Origin of the sequence: Jatrophihabitans sp. (assembly GCA_036389035.1) — a bacterium.
Lineage (GTDB): Bacteria > Actinomycetota > Actinomycetes > Mycobacteriales > Jatrophihabitantaceae > Jatrophihabitans_A.
Genome location: DASVQQ010000011.1, coordinates 258,703 through 282,374 on the forward strand (window position 1 = coordinate 258,703; position 23,672 = coordinate 282,374).

At 71.1% G+C, this 23,672-nt stretch carries 18 protein-coding genes; 5 read left to right on the forward strand and 13 right to left on the reverse strand.

Annotated features, from left to right (window positions below; genetic code table 11):
* The first annotated feature begins 14 nt into the window (after positions 1–14).
* The 3 genes from VF557_09055 (at position 15) to VF557_09065 (ending at position 4,724) form a co-directional block, all read left to right on the forward strand.
* A complete protein-coding gene (locus tag VF557_09055) occupies positions 15–1,511 on the forward strand; it encodes a zinc-dependent metalloprotease (protein ID HEX8080344.1) in 1,497 nt (498 codons plus the stop codon).
* 799 nt (positions 1,512–2,310) lie between these two features.
* The gene (locus VF557_09060; GenBank protein HEX8080345.1) at positions 2,311–3,417 is read left to right on the forward strand and encodes a hypothetical protein; all 1,107 of its coding nucleotides are present in this window, start codon (positions 2,311–2,313) and stop codon (positions 3,415–3,417) included.
* The gene (locus VF557_09065) at positions 3,414–4,724 is read left to right on the forward strand and encodes an AarF/ABC1/UbiB kinase family protein (protein ID HEX8080346.1); all 1,311 of its coding nucleotides are present in this window, start codon (positions 3,414–3,416) and stop codon (positions 4,722–4,724) included. Before VF557_09060 ends, VF557_09065 begins: the two co-directional genes overlap by 4 nt.
* 32 nt (positions 4,725–4,756) lie before the next feature.
* Here the strand turns inward: VF557_09065 and VF557_09070 are convergent, their stop codons facing one another.
* From VF557_09070 to VF557_09085, 4 genes are all read right to left on the reverse strand, one after another.
* Positions 4,757–4,936, reverse strand: coding sequence for a hypothetical protein (locus VF557_09070; protein ID HEX8080347.1), 180 nt, complete (start codon positions 4,934–4,936; stop codon positions 4,757–4,759).
* Between the two features lie 563 nt (positions 4,937–5,499).
* Positions 5,500–5,787: a WhiB family transcriptional regulator gene (locus VF557_09075; protein ID HEX8080348.1), complete on the reverse strand. Its 288-nt coding sequence runs from the start codon at positions 5,785–5,787 to the stop codon at positions 5,500–5,502.
* A 244-nt stretch (positions 5,788–6,031) separates the two neighbouring features.
* On the reverse strand, positions 6,032–6,199 hold the full coding sequence (locus VF557_09080; GenBank protein ID HEX8080349.1) for a hypothetical protein: 168 nt from the start codon (positions 6,197–6,199) through the stop codon (positions 6,032–6,034).
* 215 nt (positions 6,200–6,414) lie between these two features.
* On the reverse strand, positions 6,415–8,484 hold the full coding sequence (locus VF557_09085) for an ATP-dependent DNA helicase UvrD2 (GenBank protein ID HEX8080350.1): 2,070 nt from the start codon (positions 8,482–8,484) through the stop codon (positions 6,415–6,417).
* 173 nt (positions 8,485–8,657) lie between these two features.
* Between VF557_09085 and VF557_09090 the strand changes: the two genes are divergently transcribed.
* Entirely contained in the window at positions 8,658–8,906 is a 249-nt protein-coding gene (locus VF557_09090) for a mycoredoxin (protein HEX8080351.1), read from the forward strand.
* A gap of 2 nt (positions 8,907–8,908) precedes the next feature.
* Entirely contained in the window at positions 8,909–9,541 is a 633-nt protein-coding gene (locus VF557_09095) for a hypothetical protein (GenBank protein HEX8080352.1), read from the forward strand.
* 55 nt (positions 9,542–9,596) lie between these two features.
* Here the strand turns inward: VF557_09095 and nudC are convergent, their stop codons facing one another.
* From nudC to moeZ, 9 genes are all read right to left on the reverse strand, one after another.
* Positions 9,597–10,571: an NAD(+) diphosphatase gene (nudC, locus tag VF557_09100; protein ID HEX8080353.1), complete on the reverse strand. Its 975-nt coding sequence runs from the start codon at positions 10,569–10,571 to the stop codon at positions 9,597–9,599.
* A 3-nt stretch (positions 10,572–10,574) separates the two neighbouring features.
* Positions 10,575–11,894 carry a pitrilysin family protein gene (locus VF557_09105; protein ID HEX8080354.1) on the reverse strand — a complete coding sequence of 440 codons (1,320 nt, stop codon included), beginning with the start codon at positions 11,892–11,894 and terminating at the stop codon, positions 10,575–10,577.
* Positions 11,891–13,207, reverse strand: coding sequence for a pitrilysin family protein (locus VF557_09110; protein HEX8080355.1), 1,317 nt, complete (start codon positions 13,205–13,207; stop codon positions 11,891–11,893). Before VF557_09110 ends, VF557_09105 begins: the two co-directional genes overlap by 4 nt.
* A 27-nt stretch (positions 13,208–13,234) precedes the next feature.
* Entirely contained in the window at positions 13,235–14,062 is an 828-nt protein-coding gene (locus VF557_09115; GenBank protein ID HEX8080356.1) for a hypothetical protein, read from the reverse strand.
* Between the two features lie 9 nt (positions 14,063–14,071).
* On the reverse strand, positions 14,072–15,475 hold the full coding sequence (locus tag VF557_09120; GenBank protein HEX8080357.1) for a dipeptidase: 1,404 nt from the start codon (positions 15,473–15,475) through the stop codon (positions 14,072–14,074).
* A gap of 61 nt (positions 15,476–15,536) precedes the next feature.
* Positions 15,537–18,857 carry an ATP-dependent DNA helicase gene (locus VF557_09125; GenBank protein ID HEX8080358.1) on the reverse strand — a complete coding sequence of 1,107 codons (3,321 nt, stop codon included), beginning with the start codon at positions 18,855–18,857 and terminating at the stop codon, positions 15,537–15,539.
* Positions 18,854–22,021, reverse strand: a complete 3,168-nt coding sequence (locus tag VF557_09130) for an ATP-dependent DNA helicase (GenBank protein ID HEX8080359.1) — start codon at positions 22,019–22,021, stop codon at positions 18,854–18,856. The genes VF557_09125 and VF557_09130 overlap by 4 nt, the downstream gene beginning before the upstream one ends.
* 187 nt (positions 22,022–22,208) lie before the next feature.
* Entirely contained in the window at positions 22,209–22,505 is a 297-nt protein-coding gene (locus VF557_09135; GenBank protein ID HEX8080360.1) for an MGMT family protein, read from the reverse strand.
* A gap of 4 nt (positions 22,506–22,509) precedes the next feature.
* Positions 22,510–23,670 carry an adenylyltransferase/sulfurtransferase MoeZ gene (gene moeZ / locus VF557_09140; protein HEX8080361.1) on the reverse strand — a complete coding sequence of 387 codons (1,161 nt, stop codon included), beginning with the start codon at positions 23,668–23,670 and terminating at the stop codon, positions 22,510–22,512.
* Between the last annotated feature and the right edge of the window lie 2 nt (positions 23,671–23,672).

Sequence of the window (23,672 nt, forward strand, 5' to 3'; positions counted from 1 at the left end):
ATACCGTGGCTGGTATGAGCAACTTCGGATTCGGATTCGGGCAGTTCGGGCAGGACGAGCCAGGCCGGGATCCAGATGACCTGGCGAGCAAGATCCCGCTCTTCGCCGAGTTGCAACGGCTGCTGTCCAGCTCTGGCGGGCCGGTGAACTGGGACCTGGCCAGGCAGTTGGCGATCTCGAGCCTGGCGGGCCAGCACCGCAAGATGAGCCCCGCCGACCACGCCGCCGTCGCCGACGCGCTGCGGCTGGCCGACATCTGGTTGGACGGGGCCACCGACCTGCCCTCGGGCATCACCACCACCCAAGCGTGGAGCCAGGTCGACTGGGTGGAGAAGACCATCGGTACCTGGGCGGCGCTGTGTGACCCGGTCGCCAGCCGGGTGGTGACGGCGATGTCGAGCGCGATCCCTCCCGAGGTGGCCGCCCAGGCCGGGCCGATGGCGCCGATGATGGCCCAGCTCGGCGGCATGATGTTCGGCGCCCAGCTGGGCCAGGGCATCGCGGCGCTGGCTGATGAGGTCGTCTCGTCCACCGAGGTGGGCCTGCCGCTGGGCCCCGCCGGAACCGGTGCGCTGGTGGTGGCCAACCTCGACGCGCTGGCAGCGGGTCTGCAACGTCCGGTCGCCGATGTCAGGCTCTTCATGGCTCTGCGAGAAGCGGCGCACCAGCGGCTGTTCAGCCATGTGCCGTGGCTGCGCCAGCAGCTGATCGAAGCCGTGGACGCCTACGGTCGCGGCATCTCCATCGACCCGGAGGCGATCTCGGCCGCGCTCAACGACATCGACCCGACCAATCCCGAATCGATGCAGAACGCGCTGACCGGTGGGCTGTTCCAACCGCAGAACACCGACGCCCAGAACGCCGCGCTGCGCCGGCTGGAGACGCTGCTGGCCCTGATCGAAGGCTGGGTCGACGCGGTCGTCAGCCAAGCCGCCGGCGAGCGGATGCCCGGCGGGCAGGCGCTGACCGAGGCGATGCGGCGACGGCGCGCCTCTGGCGGACCGGCCGAGCAGACCTTCGCGACCCTGGTCGGCCTGGAGCTTCGCCCACGGCGGTTGCGTGATGCCGCCACGCTATGGGCGGCGATGTACCAGCTGCACGGGACCACGGCCAGGGACGGCCTGTGGAATCACCCGGACCTGCTTCCCCGCGCCGAGGACCTCGATGACCCGATGGCCTTCGCGGCTGAGCACGGCGCTGCTCACGACCTGCAGATGCCCGAGCTTGACGATCCCGAACTCGCCAGCTTCAAGCCGGCCGCCGAACCGGCTGAGGTCGAGCCGACCGAAGTCGAGCAGGGTCAAGTCGAGCAGGCCGAGGACCTGACCGGCGCGACGCCGGCGACCGAGGCCGAGCCGCCTGGCCAGGAAGAGGGCAAGGCAGAGTCACCAGCCGGCCCGGATGCCGGCGTGGAGGAATCCGGCACAGCAAAGCGGCCCGGCAGTTCGGAAGGGCCGGCTGGTCCACAGTCGAGCTCGGGCGAGTCACAGTCGGACAACCCGGGTAGCTGAGCCGCCACGGCCACGCCCTCCAGGAAGCCCCGGGCGCGTTCGGTGCGCGGATAGCGCTCTGCCCAGGCCCAGAAGGCCCGGTCGTGCCCCGGCTCGAGCAGGTGGCTCAGCTCATGCATCAGGACGTAGTCGATCACCCAGGACGGCATCGACTGCAGCCGGTGGGAGAGCCTGATGGTGCGGTCGGTGATGGTGCACGAACCCCAGCGATGGTGCATGTTGCGCACCCAACGGACGCTGACCGGCTGAGCCCGCCCGTCCAGGTAGGCCCTGGACAGCTGGCGGGCGCGGCTGAGCAACTGCTCGTCGCCGGCGCGCGGTCCCGTGGTGGCCACCTTGGCCTCCCGACGGGTGACCCGGTCCACCATCTCGGTGATCAGGCGCTGTTCTTCGGCCTTGCTGGTGCGAGCCGGCATCAAGATGATGATCTTGTCGCCCTCACGATAGGCAGACACGGTGCGGCGCCGTCGCGCGCTTCGCCGCACTTCGATCGGCTGGGGTGCATCAACCATGGGGTCACCCTAGGCCGCGTCAACGACAAGAATCGCTGGCGGCGAGCCGATTGTGGAGAAAGAGATAGCTGATTGTGGAGAACGTCAGCCTCCGCGTCCCGGCTGCGCTCCGGGCCCTCTGTCGAGGACTGCGTCCGTTATCCACAACTTGTCAACGGAAAGTTCGGCGCGTCGTCCAGAGGTTATCCACACCCCGCTCCACAAGTGTGGACATGTGGTTGAGGGTTGCCCGGGTGCCTGTGGACGGACTGGCGGCCCCGTCGGCCAGGTGTGCCAACGTCCTCGCCATGACACCGCAGCACCCTCGGCCCGACCCGGGCCCGACCTCAGGCGACAGCTCCACGTCTCAGCCCAGCCGGCGACTCAACCGGGCGACGATCGTGCTGTGGCGGTCGCGGCGGGTGGTGCAACTCGAGCTGGGCACGCGGCGAATCGTCGTGGAGGACGTCGATCCCGAACAGCTTTCCGCGCTGCTGTGGCGTCCGGCCGGCAGCCGACCCGCCACGCCTTACCGGCATCCGGCCAGCGGTGTGGCTGAACTCACCGCCGTGTTGGACAAGGCCGGTTTCCTGACCAGCACCGGCTGCCACCCTTCCGGACAGCCGGCCGCGCCGGCTCGGCTGACGGCCGATCTGGGCGCGCTCACGGCCCAGTTCGGGGACGGCGCCCTGGCCGTGCTGCAGACTCGTCGGGCAGCGGCCGTGGCGGTGCACGGCACCTCCAGGCTGGCGACGTCGGTGGCCGCCACGTTCGCCGCCGCAGGGGTCGGGTGGATCCAGTTGGTGCACGGCGGCGAGGTCTCGGCCAGCGACGCCTGCCCGGGCGGCGTGACTCCCGCGGACGAGGGCCGCAGGTTCGCTGTCGCGGCCGACGAGGCGGTACGCCGGTGCGGTCCTGACGTGGTGACCAGCCCGATTCCGCCTGAGCGCAGCGCCGACCTGGTGGTGCTCACCGACCCCGCGCCGCTGGACAGCTCACTGCGCTCGGCGTTGCACCAGGAGCAGGTGCCCCACCTGCCGGCCAGCGTGGACGGTCAGCGGGCCGTGGTCGGTCCGCTGGTGCTGCCCGGGCGCACCGGCTGCCTGCGGTGCGCCGACCTGCACCGCACCGATCGAGATCCGGCCTGGCCGGCGCTGGCCGTGCAACTCGGCGCCCGGCCCCGCCGGCGGATCACCTCCGACGTCGCGCTGTGCGTGGCGACGGTAGGTGTGGCGGTCGGGCAGGCACTGGCATACCTGGACCGGCAGCGCCCGGCCACCATCGAAGCGAGCCTGGAATGGCAGCTGCCGGACTGGCGGTTGCGCCGCCGGAGCTGGCCCGCTCACCACGATTGTGACTGCGGCGCGGCGACGGCAAAACCGCCACACCACGGACACGGCAGAATAGATCCGTGACCGACATCCCGCAGCGCGGCGTGGCCCGAACAGCCCGGCTCGCCAGCTTGCCCCTCGGCGTTGCCGGCCGGGCGACAGTTGGCCTTGGCAAGCGCTTGACCGGCCAGTCGCCCGAAGACGTTCAAGCAGATCTTGCCCAGCGCACGGCCGAGCAGCTGTTCTCGGTGCTGGGCCAGCTCAAGGGCGGGGCGATGAAGTTCGGGCAGGCGCTGTCGGTCTTCGAGGCGGCTTTGCCGGAGACCTCCGCGGCGCCGTACCGAGAGGCGCTCACCCGGCTGCAGGAGGCGGCTCCCCCGATGGCGCCGGCCATCATGCACCGGGTCCTCGACGAGCAGTTCGGCACGTCCTGGCGCTCTCGGTTCAGCTCCTTCGACGACCTGCCAGCGGCGGCCGCCTCGATCGGGCAGGTCCACCGGGCCGTGTGGGCCGACGGTCGCGAGGTGGCGGTCAAGATCCAGTACCCGGGCGCCGGGCCCGCGCTGATGGCCGACTTCAACCAGCTGTCCCGGTTCGCCAAAGTCTTCGGCATGATCTCGCCCGGCCTGGACGTCAAGCCGCTGCTGACGGAGCTGAAGGCCCGGGTCAGCGAGGAGCTGGACTACACGCTGGAGGCCGGCGCCCAGCGCCAGTTCGTCGCCGCTTACGAAGGCGATCCGGACATCGTCGCGCCGCGGGTGGTGGCTAGCGCGCCCAAGGTCGTGGTCAGCGAATGGCTGGAGGGCACCCCGCTGTCACAGATCATCGCGACCGGCACCCAGGAGCAACGAGACCGGGCCGGCCGGCTACTGGCCCTGCTGCACTTCTCGGCTCCGCAACGCAGCCAACTGCTGCACGCCGATCCGCACCCCGGCAACTTCAGACTGCTCGAGGACGGCCGGATCGGGGTGCTGGACTTCGGCGCGATGGCCCGGCTTCCGCACGGCACTCCCGAACCGCTGGGCCGGATCACCCGGTTGGTGCTCGACGGTGACACGGAGGCCGTCATCGCCGCGATGCTCGCCGAGCGGTTCATCCGGCCGGGGTTGGACATCGACGCGGACCGGGTGATGGATTACCTCCGCCCGATCCTGGAGCCGTTGGCCCAGCCCGAGTTCACCTTCACCCGGGAGTGGATGCGGGAGCAGGCTCAGCGGATCGGTGACCCCCGCAACGAGGCCGCCCGGATCGGCCGGATGCTCAACCTGCCGCCGGAGTACCTGCTGTTGCACCGGGTGACCCTAGGCTCGATCGGGGTGCTGTGCCAGCTCGGAGCTCGGGCCTCGTACCGCGCGATCGCGGAGGCATGGCAGCCCGGCTTCGCCAAGTGAGTCAACCCGCCAGGTGAGTCAGAACTCCCGGGTCACCACCAGTCCGGCTCGAGCTTGGCCTCCATGGCCCGGACGTTGTCCCGGGCGCAGCCAGGACAGGTCCAGCTGCGCCGGTCACCTGCGGTGTCAAGCACCCAGGTCAGCGGCGGATCGCCCTCGGCCGGCTCTGCCGTCCGGCCGCAGCGCTGGCAGGTCACTGACGGTTGAGTCATATCTCATTGCAGCGCGCCGCCGGCTCCAGGCCAAGCCACCACACCGCGGCCGCCGCAGAATCCGGGCCCCGTATGGAGATGACCGGGCCGGCCTGGCTGACAGCCAGGCCGGCCCGGTCAACGAGAACGGCTGGTACGGCTCGTAGAGCTAGTACGGCTAGTAGAGCTGGTACGGCTCGTAGAGCTGATACGACTCGTAGAGCTGATACAGCTCGTAGAGCTAGTACGGCTAGTAGAGCTGGTACGGCTCGGGTTTAGCCGACCAGTTGGTAGTCAGCCCCGGATCGCTCAGCCAGCCGGCGCTCGGAGTGAGCTGCCCGGTTCGCGGAATATGCCGCTAGCCGGTTCCAGCGCCGAGCCTGAACGAGTTGCTGGGACAGCCGACGCTGAGCTGCCAGCATCGCCTGCTCCTGCGTTCGCTCTCGTGCGAATGCTTCATACATGGTGAACATGTTGTCCAACTCCTCAGTGGTCTGTCAGCTTGAACCCGTTGCCCGTAAGGGCGAACGGAAGATCTCGGATCACCCGACGACCGGTTACCCGGCCGCCGAACGACGTTCTTCTCAGGCGGCGACCTCGTCCTTGCGAGGCCGGCCGCGCGGGCGCTTGCGAGCGATGACGGTTCCCTGGCTGAAGATCTCGCCGCCCCAGACGCCCCACGGCTCGCGGCGGTCGAGCGCGCCGGCCAAGCATCCGGCTCGGAGCGGACATGGCGCGCACAGCGCCTTGGCCTGCTCCAGCTCGGTCGGTGACTCGGCGAACCAGAGGTCGGCATCGAGTGACCGGCAGGGCAGATCGTCGATGTCGGCGCCGAAGGCCGGGTCGACCGTGGCCGTCAACGGCTCACAGATCGAGATAGCAGCCGGCTGTTCGGCCACAACCCACGGTTGCGCCTGCGGCTCGATCAGAGTGGCAGTGGCAAACACGTCGGGTCACCTCCTACTTCGTTGCGGAAACTGGATTTCGTGTTCGGTTGTGTGGTGGGCGACTGCTGCATGTGGTGCCCCTCGTGACCTGCGTGCTGAGCGGGAAATAACAAAGGCCGCGGTTCCCGGTCAGGGAATCCGCGGCCTCGAAAGGATCGCTCTAGGAAAATCAGAGCGGTATCTTTCGAGGTCGGCGAGCCTGACCGAAGACATTCGTCATCTCGATGCCGGTGATGTCGTGATCGCGAACTGCCGAGACAACTGTCAATCCCGTCGGAACAGCACCGAACGCAGCCGCGATCTCGACGGCTGCGCAGAAGTTGGTGTAGTTAGACATGTTCGGCGCCTCCTTTTCGAGTCTCGACGCGGCTACCAGTAAGCAGCGACGGTTAGCGGTGGTGTTGTGTACGCGAGGCTAGCGGAGCGCCTTGGATCCGCACAAATCATTTTCCACGAACACGCCGAAATTTTTTCTGGCACGGCTGTGACTCCTCCGGAGCCCGTTCGGCCAGCCGTCGCCACACCGGCACAGGCGACGTCGGCACGCGCTGTTCAGTCCAGCTCGACCGGCTCCGGATCCTGGCCGGCCAGCACCGCCAACACCACGTCGGCATAACGCTGAAGCTTGGTCGGGCCCACCCCCGGCACCTGTGCCAGCTCGGCCTCGTTCGCCGGCGCCCGGTCGGCGATGGCCACCAGGGTGGCGTCGGAGAACACCACGTAGGCCGGCACCGACTGGGCATCGGCCTGTTTCTTGCGCCAGGCCCGCAGCCGTCCGAACGTCGCGGCGTCCTCGGCCGGCACCGCCGTCTTGGCTCGCTTGCCCGAGCCGCTGGAACGGCTTGAACGCTCGGCCGTCCCGGGCCGCAACCCGTCGAGGAACCTGCTGGGCCGCCGGCGCCTGGCCTGCCCCTGATGCCGAGCCAGCGCCCAGGACAGCATCAGCCGCTGCCGGGCACGGGTGATGCCCACGTAGAACAGCCGGCGTTCCTCAGCCAGCTGCTCAGGAGTGTTGGCGTGCTGGATCGGCAGGGTCTGATCGGTCAGCCCGACCAGGAACACCGCGTCCCACTCCAGTCCCTTGGCCGAATGCAACGACGCCAGGGTGACGCCCTGCACCGTGGGAGCGTGCTGGGATGCCGCGCGCTGCTCGAGGTCGGCGTTGAAGTCATCGAGCCGGGCGGCGGGCAGCTCGACGCGGAACTGCTCGGCGAGGTTCACCAGCGCGGCAAGGGACTCCCACCGTTCTCGGGCAGCGCCCCCCGGCGGCGGGTGCTCGGCATTCCAGCCGACCGAGCTGAGCACCTCGGCCACCGACTCGGGCAACGACACGCTGCCGTCGTCGGCCCGGGCGGCTCCCCTCAGCAACACCAGTGCCTGGCGCACCTCGGCACGCTCGAAGAACTTCTCCCCGCCGCGCAGCACATACGGGATGCCGGCCTCGCTGAGGGCCTGCTCGTACGCCTCGGACTGGGCGTTGATCCGGAACAGCACCGCGATCTCCGAGGCCGGCGTCCCACCGGCGATCAGCCGCTTGGCCGCCGCGGCCACCGACTGGGCTTCGGCGACCTCGTCGTCGTGCTCGGCGAAGCTGGGCTGGGGGCCGTCCGGGCGCTGACCGATCAGCCGCAGATGCGCTGAGCGGCTCTCGGTCGCACCGCTGATCAGCCGGTTGGCCAGGTCGACGATCTGCGGGGTGGAGCGGTAGTCCCGCTCCAACCGCACGACAGTGGCCTTCGGGTAGCGCTCGGCGAAATCGAGCAGGTACGACGGTTTCGCGCCGGCGAAGGAGTAGATCGTCTGGTTCGGGTCGCCCACCACGCAGACGTCGTCACGGCCACCGAGCCAGGCGTCCAGCAGCCGCTGCTGGATCGGTGAGACGTCCTGGTACTCATCGATCACGAAGTAGCGGTACTGGGTGCGGATCGACCGCGCCACCTCGCCGATCTCCTCCAGCGCGCCGGCCATGATCAGCAGCAGGTCGGAGAAATCGATCTCGTTGTTGCGGCGCTTGGCCTCTTCATAGCCGGCATAGACCTCCGCCACCCGTTCCGGTGTCACCGAGATGCCCCGGTTGGCCTTCGCGGCGGCGCTCGGATAGTCCTGGGCGCTGATCAGGGAGGACTTGGCCCAGTCGATCTCGCCGGCCAGGTCACGCAGTTCCGCCTTGTCGGTGCGCAGCCGCAACCGGTTCGCGGCCTGGGACACCCACCGGATCGGGTTGCTGGCCACCTCGGGCATCGGACCGCCCAGGATCTGCGGCGCGAAGTAGGTCAGCTGGCGCAGCGCGGCCGCGTGGAACGTGCGGGCCTGCACCCCGCCGGCGCCCAGGCCGCGCAACCTGGTGCGCAGCTCACCCGCAGCCCGGGCGGTGAAGGTCACAGCCAGCACCGCGTCGGCGGGCACCGCGCCCACCGCCACCGCGTAGGCGATCCGATGGGTGATGGCCCGGGTCTTGCCGGTTCCGGCGCCGGCCAGGATGCAGACCGGGCCGCGGACGGCCTCGGCAGCCTCGCGCTGCTCGGGGTCGAGCCCGGCCAGCACCCGCTCGGCCGAGGCACCGGCCGGCCGGTCCGCCGGCGAGCCGTCGGTGGAGTACTCGGTGGAGCTGGCGGCGGTCACCCCTGCATCCTGCCAAGCCGGACCGACAGTCGGGCCGTGGGCCCGAGCACCTGTGCATAACGACACCGATTCGCCGCATGGGCGAGAACGAGGTGCGCGCCGGGAACATCTGCGGCCATTGTGGCGGTTGAACCTTCTGACGACACCCGGCTTACCCTGCGGAGGGCTCTGGCATGACTGCCACTTTCACGATGTACACCACCCCATGGTGCGGTTACTGCGTCCGGCTCAAGGACGGTCTCAAGCGCGCCGGACTCACCTTCGCCGAGGTTGACATCGAGCAGGACGAGAGCGCGGCCGAGCGTGTCATGCAGGTCAACGGGGGCAACCAGACGGTTCCGACCCTGGAGTTCGCCGACGGCTCAGCGCTGACCAACCCGAGCGTGCGACAGGTGCAGGAGAAGCTCGCCGCGCTGGTCTGAGGGTGAGGCGCTACACCGCGATCACCCCGCAGGCCCTGACCGGGCAACTGGTCGAGCTGCTGACCCGGCGCCACCCCGGCAGCCATCCGCTGCGGGTCGCGTTGGACGCGCCCGGCTGGGTCGAGCTGGAGCCGCTCACCGAGGCACTGCGTGCCGAGCTGCACGCGCTCGGGCATCCGGTGGGCGTGGTGTGGGCCAGGGACTTCTACCGGGACGCCTCGCTGCGGTTCGAGCACGGCAGGACCGACCCCGAGTCCTTCTACACCGGCTGGCTGGATCTCAGAGCCCTGCAACGAGAGGTGCTCAGCCCGCTGGCCGGGGCCGAGAACGCCCGTTACCTGCCCGCGCTGCGCGATGCGGCGACCAACCGGGCCACCCGGACCCCACCGGTGCCACTGCCGGCCGCCGGGGTGCTGCTGGTGTGCGGTGAGCTGCTGCTCGGCGCCGGGCTGAGCTTCGACGTGGTCATCCACCTCGCGCTCAGCCGGTCCGCCAGGAAGCGGCAGGTTCCCGAGGACCGGCGCTGGACTCTGCCGGCCTTCGACCGCTACGACATCGACGTCGACCCGGTGGGGCTGGCCGATGTGGTGATCCGCTACGACGATCCCAGGCATCCCGCCGTCTCGGTGCGGTGACCCCGGCGCGGGACGGGCCTCGGCAGTCAGTCCCCCGGCAGTTGCTCCCAAGCGGTCAGTCCTCGGCGAGCAGCCAGGCGTTGATCAGCTGCCGGGCGATCGACATCGCCCCGGGCAGTCCGCGCAACGCCGGCAGCGGGTGCGAGGTCGAGCCCGCGTCGGCCACCGGCTCAGCACCCCAGTCGGTGGTGCGGCGGACTTCCTCGCGGGTGTACCAGCCGGCCTCGACAATCTCGTCGGCGTCGATCACCAGCCGCGGGTCCCCGGTCACCCGCGCGGTGTAACCGAGCATCAACGAGGCCGGAAAGGGATGCGGCTGGCTTGCCACATAGGCGACGTCGCACACCTGGATGCCGACCTCTTCACGGACCTCGCGGACGATCGCGGCCTCCGCCGACTCCCCCGCCTCGACGAATCCGGCCAGCACCGACATGCGCCCGGCCGGCCACTGCGGGCCCCGGGCCAGCACGCACCGGCCGGCGCCGTCGTGCACCAGCACGATCACCGCGGGATCGGTTCGCGGAAAGTGCTCGGAGGAGTCCACCGGGCAGGTCCTGCTCCAGCCCGCCTTGCTCACCTCGGTCACCGCGCCGCAGCGCGCGCAGTGCCGGTGCGACTGGTGCCAGGCCTGCAGGGCCACCGCGATGGTGAGCAGCCCGACCTCGAGGTCGGTCAGCTCGGTGGCCAGCTCGCGCAGGCCCCGCCAGTCCGGGGCGGCGCCGTCCTGGTCGCCGAGCGTCGCGAGGTAGACCGTGCCGCCGGCAGCGCCGAGTAGCACCCGGACGCCGTCGGGCGCGGCCTCGGCGGGTGCGACGAACCGCAGCGCCCGGCCGCCGGAAAGCACCGGCGTGGTTCCGGTTCGCGAGAGCTGCAGCACCCGGCTGGCCGGGTCCTTCCAGACGGCCGCCAGCCAGTCCTCGTCGGTGCGGCGGTGGGCGATCCGGTCATGCGCCGAGCGCGCCAGGATCGGCACGTCCGGCACCGCCCAGGGATCGCGCGCCGGCCGGTCGGCACCCCGATCAGCGGTCAAGGACTACTCGACCTCCACGATGCCACTCAGCGGAGCTGTGATGGCGGCGGCGTCACCCACCGCGACACCGACCAGCTTGCGGGGAGGCAGGAACTCGGCGGCCACCTCGGCCACCTCGGCCACCGTGACACCGGCCAGCCGGGTCGGGTGGGTGGTCAGCCACTCCAGCTCGACGCCGGCGCCCAGCAGCGTGGCCGCGGTGGAGGCCAACCCGGCCTGGGTGGCGGTCGACAGCGCCAGGGTGCCGATGGCGTACTGGCGCACCGACTCCAGTTCGGCCTCGGTGACCGGCAGCGAGGCCATCCGGCCCAGCTCGTAGAAGGTCTCCAGCAGGGCGGGCGCGGTGACCTCGGTGGCGACGTCGGCGCTGATGGTGAAGGTGGAACGCAGCACCGAATGCTCCAGCGCGCTGCGCGGGGAGTAGGAGTAACCCTTGCTCTCCCGGATGTTCTCCACCCACCGGGACGAGAAGTAACCGCCGAAGATCAGGTTAGCCAGTTGCAGCGCCGGATAGCGCTGGTCCTGCCTGCCCAGCCCCGCGCCGCCGAACCGGAAGGCGGTCTGCACCGAGCCGGGGCGGTCCACGATCAGCAGCGGCCGCTCGGTGATCGGTGGCAGGGCCGGCGCCTTGGTGGCCGGGGCGCCGCCGTTCCAGCCGGCCAGCGCCGACTCGGCCGCGGCCAGCGCGCGCGCCGGTGAGATGTCGCCGACGATGACCAGCAGGGCGCCGTCAGGACGCACCATGCTCGCGTGCAGGCGGCGCAGCTGGGCGGCCGTGGTGGCCGCGACGCTCTGCTCCGTCGGCAGCCTGCGGCCATAGGGGTGCCCTGGTGACATCCGGTCGGCCAGCGCCTCGCCGGCGATCACACCGGCCTGGGACCGGGACATGACGATCCGTTCCAGCATCCGGCCACGCTCACCGCTCACCTCGGAGCCGGGGTAGCTGGCCGAGTCCAGGATCTCGGCGTACAGCCCCAGCAGGGCCGGCAACCCGGTGGCGATCGCCGAGGCCGACAGCTGCAGCCGGTCCGGGTCGACGCCCACCGACAGCTCCGCGCCCAGCTCCCCCAGCGCGATCGCCAGCGCTGCCCGGTCGTGCTCGGCGGTGCCGGTGCGCATGGTGCCTGCCAGCAGCGAGGACTGGGCCAGGTGACTCTCCTTGGCGGAGAAGAACGGGATCCGCAGCCGGACCTCCACCATCGGCACGGTCGGACGGCGAATCGCGACTATCCGCAGGCCGGAGTCCAGCACTCGCTCGGAGAACGTGAGCTTCTTCGGCTTGGCGGCCTTGGCCAGCCCGGGAACCGTCAACGGCGCGCTCATCTGGTGGCTCCTGGAATCAGTTCGAGGACTGCCCGGCTGTTGGGCGCCAGTGCGCCGGCGACCGTGCGGATGTCCTGGTCGGTCACCTGGCTGAGCAGGTTGGGCAGCCGCATGATCAAGGCGGCCTCGCCGAACAGCAGCTCGAACTTGGCGAATTCCTGGCTGCGGTTGGCCACTTGATCCAGTTCCTGGGAGATGGTGGCGGCCAGCTGGACGCCTGAGCGGTGCAGCTCACCCGGTTCGGTGCCGTCGGTGGCCAACCGGTCCAACTCCTCATCGACCGCGGCCAGCACGGCGCCGGTGGCAGCTCGGTCGGCGTAGTGGGCGGTGATGTTGAGCCGGGTCGGGTCGCGCTCCTCCAGCGGGTCGCCGAAGGTGCCGAGGTAGGCGCTGACGTCGGTCACCAGCCCCTTGGACTGGACCAGCGAGCGGTGCAGCCGGGAGGCGTCGCCGTTGGACAGGATCTCGGCGAGCAGCACCGTGGCCAGGTAGCGGTTGAAGTCGGCAGCCGGGTCGGCGACCCGGTAGCCGATCGCCAGCGCCGGGATCGGCGCCATCTCATCGATCACCTCGTCGCGCCGCTCGCTGGTCAACGGCGGTTCGGCGAAGTCCGGCCGCTGCGGTTTCTTGCGGCGCTTGATGGGCCCGAAGTGGCGCTCGATCATCTCCAGCGCCTCGTCCGGGTCGAAGTCGCCCGCCACGCTGAGCACCGCGTTCGCCGGGGCGTAGTAGCTGTCGAAGAACGAGCTGGCGTCGGCCACGGTGGCGTTGGTGAGGTCCTCGAAGCCTCCGTAGCCGTTGTGCGCGTTGGGAAAGGTGTCATACATCAGCGCGGGCAGCTGCAGCCACGGGAAGCCGCCGTAGGGCCGGTTGAGCACGTTGACCCTGATCTCCTCCTTCACCACGTCGATCTGGTTGGTGAGGTTCTCCTGGTTGATCCGCGGCGAGCGCATCCGGTCGGCTTCCAGGAACAGCCCGCGCTCCAGGGCATGGGAGGGCAGCATCTCGTAGTAGCTGGTGTAGTCCAGGTGGGTGCTGCCGTTGAACATGCCGCCGGAGGACTGGATGTAGTGAAAGTGCTCGAGCTTCTCCAGGTTGGCCGAACCCTGGAACATCAGGTGCTCGAACAGGTGCGCGAAGCCGGTGCGGCCCTCTGGCTCGGAGCGGAATCCGACGTCGTAGAGCACCGCGATGGCGACCACCGGCGACCGCCGGTCCGGCGCCAGCACGACCCGCAGGCCGTTGCGCAGCGTGTGGTGCAGCAACTGGAAGGACAGGGACGGCAGAGTGGGGATACGTGACGAGGTGGGCACCGGCCCACCCTAGCCAAGTCGATCGCTCTACAGGACGTGCACGGTCGCGACGGTGGCCTCGGCCTTGGCCCACAGGTCGGACCGGTTGTCCGGGATCGAGAGCATGAAGATGCTGACGCCGGCCGTGGTGGGCAGCCCCACGGTCCACAGCCGCTCGGTGCGGGTGGACAGTCCGCGGCGCTCCCGGTACGCCTGATTGATCGTTATCTCGGTGAGTATCTGGTACCCCTGCACCCCGCCGAAGGACCTGGGACGTTCGGCCAGGCTCCTGCTGGTCGGGTTGTCACCGTAGGCCTCGGCCAGCGCCAGCTCGGTGCGCCGGCGCACCTCGGCGCGGACCTGATCGGCCGAGGGCAACGCCGGGGCGGCGGCCCGTCGGGTCTCTCGGGCCTGTCGGGCCTGCCGGAAGGTCACCACGTCGTTCGACGGCGGGCTGGCCAGGCTGCGCGGGTTGCCTGAGCCCTGGCTGATCAGCCAGCCGGGTTCGACTTCGAGGTTGAGCGTGATCCGCAGGCCGAGATAGGTGTCGGAGCCGTCCTGCTGGAGCGCGTTGTCGATGCAGCGATAGCCCAGCCGGGACTCCTCGTCGCGGATCTGCGGGCAGGCGACCAGCGGCAACCGCTCAGGCCGCCGGTCGCGCGGGCCGGGGCCGTCAGGGGTGGCTTGGTTCGACGGCGCCTGGGTCAGCTGGCGGTCGGACAGCTGCCCGACGGCGCTGTCGCGGTTGCGCTGGGAGTTGATGAGCGCCACCACCACGACCAGCGCCAGCACGGCGGCCACGATCACCTTGGTCGCACCGCGGCCACTTCGGGCGGGCGGCGGCGCGGGCGGCTCCGGCGGTAGTAGCTCGATCATCCTTCGAAACTAGCTCTTCAAACCGTCGCGGCCCAGCGCGGCGAACTCCTTCCACAGGTGAGCGGCAGCCTCGGCGCCCTTGTAGAGCATCGACAGGGTCACCTTCTCGTTCGGGGCGTGGATCTGGTCGTCGGGCAGGCCGACGCCGAGAAAGACCATCGGCGCCCCGAGCACCTTCTGGATGGCGGCTTCGGGACCCGAGCCGCCTTCGCGGGTGGGCAGGATCAGCTCGGCGTCGAAGGCCGTGCAGATCGCGTTGGACAGCGCCTGGTAGGCGGGGGTGTCCATCGGCACCAGGCAGGGGGCGACCCCTTCGCCCTCCCACCGCAGGCGGTGGGTGATGCCGGGCGGGACGTGCTCGGCGATGAAGGCCTCGATCGCGGGCTTGATGACGCTCGGGTGCTGGTTGGCCACCAGCCGGAACGACAGCTTCGCCAGGGCGTCACTGGGCACGATGGTCTTGGTGCCCTCGCCCTGGTAGCCCCCGCCGATGCCGTTGACCTCCGCGGTCGGCCGGGCCCCGAGCCGCTCCAAGGTGGAGTAGCCGGCCTCGCCCTCCAGCGCCCGGGACTTGCTGGTGGCCAGGAACTCGGCCTCGTCGAAGGGGACCCGGGCCAGCAAGTCCCGCTCGCGATCGGTCAGCTCCAGCACGTCGTCGTAGAAGCCCGGGATCCGCACCCGGCCGTTCTCATCGTGCAGCGCCGCCACCAGGCGAGCCGCCGCCTTGGCGGGGTTGGGCACCGCTCCCCCGAAGACGCCGGAGTGCAGGTCCAGGTCGGGCCCGTGCAACCTCACGTCCACCGACAACATGCCCCGCATCGCGGTCACCGAGCTCGGCATGTCCTCGCCGAGCATGCCGGTGTCGGTGATGACGACGACGTCGCAGTCCAGCCGCGGGCGCCGCTCTGCCAGCAGCGGCTCGAAGTTCGGCGAGCCGGCCTCCTCCTCGCCCTCGATCAGGAACTTGAGGTTGACGGCCGGGTTGGCGCGGCCGGTGCTGGCCAGGTGCGCGCGCACCCCGAGCAGGTGGAACAGCAGCTGGCCCTTGTCGTCAGAGGCCCCGCGGGCTCGCAGCAGCGGGCCGTCGATGGTGGGCTCGAACGGGTCGGTGTGCCACAACTCGATCGGATCGACCGGCTGCACGTCGTGGTGGCCGTACACCAGGACGGTGGGCGCGTCCGGGTTCTCACTCGGCCACTCCGCGAAGACGGCCGGCTGCCCGGCGGTGGGCCAGATCTCCACGGTCGGGAAGCCGGTTCGCCGGCAGGCCTCGGCGAACCACTCGGCGCTGCGCATCACATCGTCACGGCGTTCGGGCTCGGAGCTGATGCCGGGGATCCTCAACCACGCGTCGAGGTCGGCGAGCATCTCGGCCGAGTGGTCTGTCACGAATGCGCGCACGTCGTTAGTCACGTTCGGCAGGCTATCGCGCACCGGCTCGAAATAGCAGCCCGGGCAGCGACGATATTTTCAATTATGTGACTGCACCATTTACCAATTCGCGAAGCTGGCGGGCATCGAGCAGGTTGGTCGGCGCCACTGTCAGGCCGGCGCCGACGTAGTAGAACGCCGCGCCGACCGTGTCGAGCTCGGTGTCGGGCACGCCGCGGATGGCAGCCCAGGCCAGCCGGTAGAGGGCCAGCTGAACTGCCTTGGCGTGGGCGTCCGCGCCGGTCGGCGGCCTGCCGGTCTTCCAGTCCACCACGGTGAAACGGCCATCGGGGTCGGAGAAGACCGCGTCCATCCGGCCCCGCACCACCCGGGCGCCGAAGGACATCTCGAAACCCACCTCGACCGCGATCGGCGTCCGGTCGGCCCAGCTGCTGCGCTCGAACGCCGCCTTCAACGTCTCGAGCTCACCGGCGTCGGCAAGCTCGTCGACCGCGCCGGGCAGGTCCTCGATGTCGAGAAGGGACTGCGCGGCCCAACGCTGTTCGAGCCAGTGGTGAAAGGCCGTGCCACGCCTGGCCTGCTTGGCCGGCTGCTGGGGCAGCGGCCTGCGCAGCCGGCGGGCCAGCTCGACCGGATCGGCCGACAGCGCCACCACATCCGAGACCGACAGCTGCCGCGGGATCATCACCTCGATGACGCCCACCTCCGCCGCCGCGGCCCGCTCGGCCAGCAGCAACTCCACATCCCGCTCCCACAGCTTGGCCAGCGGGCTGCGCTGCGAAGCCGTCAGCGAGCTGGTGTCGCCCGGGGAGCCCAGGGCGGCCAGCACCCGGTCGGCGCCGCGCTCGACCAACGCCCGCCGACCGGCCAGCGGATCGGCCGGCCAGCTCTGCCCGAGGTCCTTGCCCGCCATCGGGTTCAGCTCGCCCTCGGCCAGCTGCCACCAGCCGTCGACCTCGACCGTCGCGGACTCGCGCAGCTCCTCCAGGAACACCGACGCCGGCCGCGCCTTGCTGCCCGCGCCCCAGGCCGCCCCGCAGGCGTAGAGCGCCTTGCGGGCCCGGGTGAAGGCGACATAGGCCAGCCGGCGCTCCTCCTTCAGGTGCCGTTCCTTCAACCGGGCGCGGTGCTCGGCGATCCGCGCCTCGGCGTCTCCGTGGTGCTGGCAGCCGGTGAAGTCCAGCACCGGCAGGTCGCCGGCGTCACCGCGCAGCGGAGAGGGCAGCAGCGCCGGGGCGCTGGCCCAGTCATGGTTCTTGGCCGCGTCCGGAAAGCCGTCGGTGACCAGTCCGGCCACCGCCACCACATCCCACTCCAGGCCCTTGGCGCCATGCACCGTCAGGACCTGCACCCGGTCGGGCAGCACCTCCAGCGTCGCCGGCTTGAGCCCGTACTCCTCTTCCTCGGCCGCGCGCAGATAACCCAGAAAGGCCGACACCCCGGCTGCGGCGCGATCACTGGCGAACTTGGCCGCCTCGTCGATGAAACGGTCGAGATTGGCCCGGCCGGCATGCTCGGCCCCCGGCCGGGACGCCACCTCGACGTCCAGGCCGAGCGCTCGCTCGACCTCGGCGACCAGATCCGGCAGCGGCAGGTCCAGCCGCCGGCGCAGCCGCCGCAGCAGAAAGGCGCAGTCGGCCAGCCGGCGGTAACCCTCGGCGGAGTACTCCGACGCCTCGCCGAGATCGTCGAGCGCCTCGATCAGGGACGGCTCGATCCGGTCGTCGTCATCGGGCTGGCCGGCGGCCGGACCGGCAGCGTCGACGGGACCGCGCATCGCCAGGCCGGTCATCCGGGCCAGCACCCGGGCCCGCCGGTGCAGCGCCACCAGGTCAGCCGGCCCGATCCGCCAGCGGGCCCCGGTCAGCAACCGGGCCAGCGAACCGCCGGCGTTGTGATCTGCCAGCACCTGCAAGACCGCCCGGACGTCGGCGATCTCGGGCAGCGTCAGCAGGCCGCCGATGTCTACGACCTCTACCGGCAACCCGGCCTCACGCAGCGCCTGGGCGATCAGCGCGATGCCCGAGCGCTTGCGCACCAGCACCGCCAGGGTCCGCTGTCCTGCCGTCCAGTCGAGCCGAGAGTCCCATTCGGCCCGCAGCTGCTGGGCCAGCCAGGCCGCCTCGTCGGCGACCGACTCGCTGTAGCGCGCCACCACCCGGCCCTGCGGCGCCTCCGGCCGGGCCGTCAGCGGCGGGCTGTCCGGCCCGCGCAGCTCCTCGGCGACCCGGTTGGCGGCCGAGAGGATGTGCCGGTCGTTGCGCCAGCTCGTCATCAGCGAGTACGCCGGCGCCGGCGCGCCGGCGCTGGTCCGGAACCGCTCGCCGAACCGGCCGATGTTCGCCGCGCTCGCGCCCCGCCAGCTGTAGATCGACTGCAGCGGGTCCCCCACCGCGGTGACCGCCCGGCCGTCGCCGAACAGCGCCGCCAGCAGCTGGATCTGGGCGTGGCCGCTGTCCTGGTACTCGTCCAGCAGCACCACGTCATAGCGCTCGCGCTCGACCGTCGCGACCGCCGGCATCGCGGCCAGCCGGCTGGCCAGCACCATCTGATCGGCGAAGTCCAGCAAGCCCTCGGCGCGCTTGCGCTCGCTGAACGACTCGACCAGGGGCAGCAGCTCGGTCCGCCTGGTCAAGGTCTCCAGCAGCTTCTGGACGTTCTCCGGGTAGGCGCGGCGGGTTCCCGGCTTCTGCGGCAGTGACACCAGCTCGGCCTTCAGCCGGGCGGCGAGCCGGCTGAGCAGCTCCGGTTCGACCAGGTGGTCGGCAAGCTGGCCCGACAGGTCCAGCAGCCGCTCGGTCACCGTGGCGACCACGCCAGGTTCCAGCGAGAACGTGCCGTCATAGCGCCGGACCACCGCGTCGGCGACCTGCCAGCGGGCCGCCTCGGTGAGCAGCCGCGCTCCGGGCTCGGAGCCCAGCACGATGCCGTGCTCCTCGACCAGCCGGCCGGAGTAGGCGGCGTAGGTGAGCACCGTGGGCTCGGCGGTCTCCAAGCCGAGGCCCAGCACCCGGTGCAGCGACTTCAGCCTGGCCCGGACTCGATGCTGCAACTCCCCGGCCGCCTTGCGGGTGAACGTCAGTCCCAGGATCCGGTCGGGCGCGACCAGCTCGTTGGCGACCAACCAGACCACCCGGGCGGCCATCGTCTCGGTCTTGCCCGAGCCGGCGCCGGCGATCACCACCGCCGGTTCCAGCGGCGCCCCGATCACCGCGGCCTGTTCCTCGGTCGGCGGGAACAGCCCGAGCAACCGGGCGACGTCGGCGGGCTGGTAGCGGATCGGCGCCGCCGGGGTGGGGGGCTTCGGGTGTTGAACCCGCTGCGCCCTGGACGGCTGAGCCTTGCGGGCTGAGGTCTTTCGGGCCTGGCCCGGCAGGGTCTGGGCCGGCAGGATCTGGGTCACTGGGTCACCTGCCTGCCGTCGTCCTGGGCCGGGCAGCACGCGCGCACCGGGCACCGGCTGCAGCCCTTGCCCGGCTGCGCGGTCACCGTGTTGCCGCGCAGCACCGCCGCGATCCTCGCGAGCTCGGCGGCCACCCAGCCGGGGTCGGCGAACTCCGCCAGCGGCGGCTGGAGCTGCGGCCCGGGCGTCGACGCGCCGACCTGCACCAGCCGCGCCCCGCCCGGCTCGGCCGGCTCACCCTCGGTGAACGCGCCCTCGGCCACCGCCAGCTGGTAGAGCGCCAGTTGGGGGTGGACGGCGACCTCCTCCCGGGTGGGCTTGCTCTTGCTGGTCTTGAGGTCGATCACCACCAGCCGGTCGTCCCGGTCGCGCTCCAGCCGGTCCACCTTGCCCGACAGCACCGCGTCGCCGACCTGCACGGTGAACGGCTGCTCGCGGCCCACCAGGGTCAGCTCGGTCCGGCTCTTGACCAGCCAGTTGGCCAGCGCGACCAGCATCCGCTGGGCCCGGGCCCGCTCGGTGACGGCGTGCCAGGGAGCGCCGAAGTCCAGCCGCGACCAGCCCTGCTCCAGCAGGTCGGTCAGCTCCTGAACGCCGGCGTCCGGTTCGGCCTGCTCGGCCACCCAGTGCACCAGGGTGCCCAGCGAGGCGGCCACCTCGTCGGTGGTGTCGGTGGCGCCTAGTTCCATCAGCAGCGCCCGCAGCTCGCAGTCGGTGTAGGCCTGGAACTTCGACGGCCGGATCGGCACCGGCCCGAGCGCCTGGGGCCGGATCGGAGCATCGGTGGACAGCGGCGCCCGGCCCCACCAGTCCCGGGGGTGGGCCCCGGACACCCCGGCCGCGGCCAGCCTGGCCAGTTGCTCGGCGGCGGCGTCCCGCTCCTCCTCAGCGGTGCGCGGGTCGACCAGCACCCCGCGCAGCTCGGCGACCAGGCCGGACAGCAGGAACCTGCGCGAGGCGGTGGACACCGGCCGGACCTCGACGGTGTCGGGCAACGGGTCCAGCTCCTCGACGAAACGAGAGGGCTGCGACTCGTCGCTGTCGACCGCGGTCACCAGCAACGCGCGGCTGGCCCGGGTGATCGCCACGTAGAACAGCCGGCGCTCCTCGGTCAGCCGCTCGGTGAGCAGGCCGCTGGAGACCCTGGCCCGGTGAGCCACCAGATCCACCAGCAGATCCGAACCCAGCAACGAGCCGCGCTGGCGCAGGTTCGGCCAGACGCCGTCCTGCACGCCGGCCACGCACACCACCTGCCACTGCAGGCCCTTGCTGGCGTGCGCGGTCAGGATCGAGACCTCGTCGGTCACGGCCCGGCGCCCGGCCCCGGTGTCGGTGATCTGCAGCTGGCTCACCCAGTCCCGCAGCTGGCTGATGCCGCCACCCGGGCTGCGGTCGGACAGCTTCGCCGCCTCGATGAACAGGGCCAGCACCGCGTCCAGCGCGCGGTCGGCCCGGGCGCCGTCCGGGCCGCCGGCCAGGCTGCGGGAGTTCAGCCGGGACGACAGCCCGCTGGCCTGCCAGAGCGCCCACAGCGCGTCCTCGGCGGAGCAGCCGGGTGCCGCCAACGCCTCGGCGGTGGCGTCGATCACCGCGCGCAGCCGCTCGACCGGCGGGCGGACGGCGACCGGCACCAGAGCCAGCGCGCCGGGTTCGGTGATCAGGTCGGCGAGGCTGAGCGGGCCGGCCGGGGCCCGGCGCAGGTGCCGGCGCATCCGCAGCACCTGCAGCGGGTCAGCCCGTCCGACCGAGCCCAGCAGCAGGGTCTCGGCCGCTTCGGGCTGCACGGCGGCCGGGTCGGCCACGCACCGCAGCAGCTCCAGCAGCTGTGCCACCACCGGCTCATCGGCCAGGGGGCCGCGGACCGCCTGCCCGACCGGCACGCCGGCCGCCACCAGGCCCCGCCGCAGGCTGTCGGCAGCCGGTCCGACGGATCGGACCAGGACCGCCATCTGCGACCACGGCACCTGGTCCTCGGCGTGCGCCCTGCGCAGCACCGAGGCGATGTGGGCGGCCTCCTGGCTGGCCGAGCCGAACACCGCGACCTCGACCGCGCCCGGGCTCAACTCGGGCGCGGCCACCAGCGCCCGGTGGTGAGCCGGTCCGCTGAGCCGGGCCGCGATCCGCCGCGAGGCCGCCAGCAGCACCGGTCCGCTGCGCCGGCACTGCGACAGCGACACCGTGTCCACCGGCAGGCTCAGCTCGAGCTGACCGGCCCGCTCCGGCTCGCGTGGCACGCCGGACAGCGAGCCGAAGTGCAGCTCGACGTCGGCCATCGCCGTCTGCTCAGCGCCCCGGAAGGAGTAGATGGCCTGATCCGGGTCACCGATCAGCACCAGCTCGTCGGCGCCGGCGGCGATCAGCTTCAGCAGCTCGATCTGGGCCGGGTCGGTGTCCTGGTACTCATCGACGAAGATCCGGCGGCGTTGCCGGCGCTCGGCGGCCAGCAGCTGCGGGTTGTGGCGCAGCTCGGCGTTGGCCCGCTGGATCAGCTCCGCGGCGTCGAAGGCGCCCGGCGCCTTCAGCGCGGTCACGTCCAGGTACTCCCGCAACACGCCGGCGGCGACCACCCAGTCCGGCCGCTGGTGCTTGGCCCCCAGGGCGGCCAGCGCTGCCGGGCTGACGTCCCGCTCGATGGCTCGCATCAGCAGGTCGCGCAACTCCTCGGCGAACGCCTGGGTGCGCACCGCGGCCGACAGCTCCACCGGCCACGAGTCGACCTGATCGGCCAGCCGTCCGGCCAGCAGCTCGCGCAGTGTGACGTCCTGCTCCGAGCCGGACAGCAACCGCGGCGGTGGGTCACCGGCGAGCACCGCGGCCCGGCGCACCACCCCGAAGGCGTAGGAGTGAAAGGTGCGCGCGACCGGCTCGGAGATGGTGCGCTGCAGCCGGGAGGTCACCTGGTCGCGCAGCTGCCCGGCCGCCCGCCGCGAGAACGTCAGCAGCAGGATGTTCTCGATCGGCACCCCGCGCCGGGTGACGCGTTCGACCACCGACTCGACCAGGGTGGTGGTCTTACCGGTGCCCGGGCCGGCCAGCACCCTCAGCACGCCCAGGTCGTGGGTCAGCACCCGCCGCTGGTCGGCGTCGAGAACCGGCGCGGCCAGCGCCGGCAGGTGCGGGTGCACCAGCCGGAACGCGGGCTCGGAGATGACGCTTGCGGACACCTGGCAATAGCATCATGACGCGCTGACAGATTCGGGCAGGCGCGCTGCCGTCCAGGCGGTCTCAGGCGGCTAGGTCAGCGCCAGAATCGGGCCCTGCCGCCAGGACGCCGGCCCGCCGAAACCTCGACCGACGCGTATGTCCTTCGGTCGCCCTGGCGACCAAAAGACATACGCGTCCCGGCTGGGCTCAGCGGCCGTCCCAGCGGGCGGCGGCCAGGTCGACCCGCTCGCCCCGGATCGGAACCCCTTCGGCCGCCAGCCTGGCCAGCTGCTCGGCCCGCAGGTGCTCGGCGCAGGTGCCGTCCGAGCGCAGCACCCGGTGCCAGGCCACCGTGCCGCCGTCGGCGGCCAGCACCCGCCCGACGTTGCGGGCGGCCCGGGAGCCGACGTACTCGGCCACATCGCTGTAGGACATCACCTTGCCGGCCGGGATCGACTCGACACACTCCAGAATCCGCTGCGCCAGCGGCAGATCCTCGGTCATGGACTCAGTACGAGGGCAGCGACGGGTCCACCTGCTTCACCCAGGCGGTCACGCCGCCCTGGACGTGCACCGCGTCGGAGAACCCGGCGGACTTGACCACGGCCAGCGTCTCGGCCGAGCGCACCCCGGTCTTGCAGTACATGACGATCTGGCGGTCCTGCGGCAGGTCCGAGAGCGCGTCGCCGCGCAGGATCTGGTCCTTGGGAACCAGTTTCGCGCCGGGGATCGAGACGATCTCCCATTCGGCCGGCTCACGCACGTCGATCAGCTCGATCGGCTTGCCCGAGTTGATCAGGTCCTTCAGCTCCGCGGCCGTGATGGTGGAGCCGGCGGCGGCCTGCTGGGCCTCCTCCGACACCACGCCGCAGAAGGCCTCGTAGTCGATGAGCTCGGTGATCGGCTCGGCGGTGGGGTCCTTGCGGATCTTGACCTGGCTGTAGGTCATCTCCAGGGCGTCGAAGACCATCAGCCGGCCGACCAGGGGCTCGCCGATGCCGGTGATCACCTTGATCGCCTCGGTGGCCATGATCGAGCCGATCGAGGCGCACAGCACGCCGAGCACGCCGCCCTCGGCGCAGGAGGGAACCATCCCCGGCGGCGGCGGGTCGGGGTAGAGGTCGCGGTAGTTGGGCCCGTACTTGTTCCAGAACACCGAGGCCTGGCCGTCGAAGCGGTAGATCGAGCCCCAGATGTAGGGCTTGTCCAGCAACACGGCCGCGTCGTTGACCAGGTAGCGGGTAGCGAAGTTGTCGGTGCCGTCGACGATCAGGTCGTACTGGGAGAAGATCTCGAGCACGTTGTCGTTGTCCAGCCGGGTCTCGTGCAGGACGACGTTCACCCGCGGGTTGATCTCGCGCACGCTGTCGCGGGCCGACTCGGCCTTGGACCGGCCGATGTCGGACTGGCCGTGGATGATCTGGCGCTGCAGGTTGGACTCGTCGACGACGTCGAACTCCACGATGCCCAGCGTCCCCACGCCGGCGGCGGCCAGGTACATCAGCGCCGGTGACCCGAGGCCGCCGGCGCCGACGCACAGCACCTTGGCGTTCTTCAGGCGCTTCTGGCCGGTCATGGCCACGTCGGGGATGATCAGGTGCCGGCTGTAACGGCGCACCTCCTCGACGGTCAGGGATTCAGCGGGCTCCACGAGCGGTGGCAGAGACACGA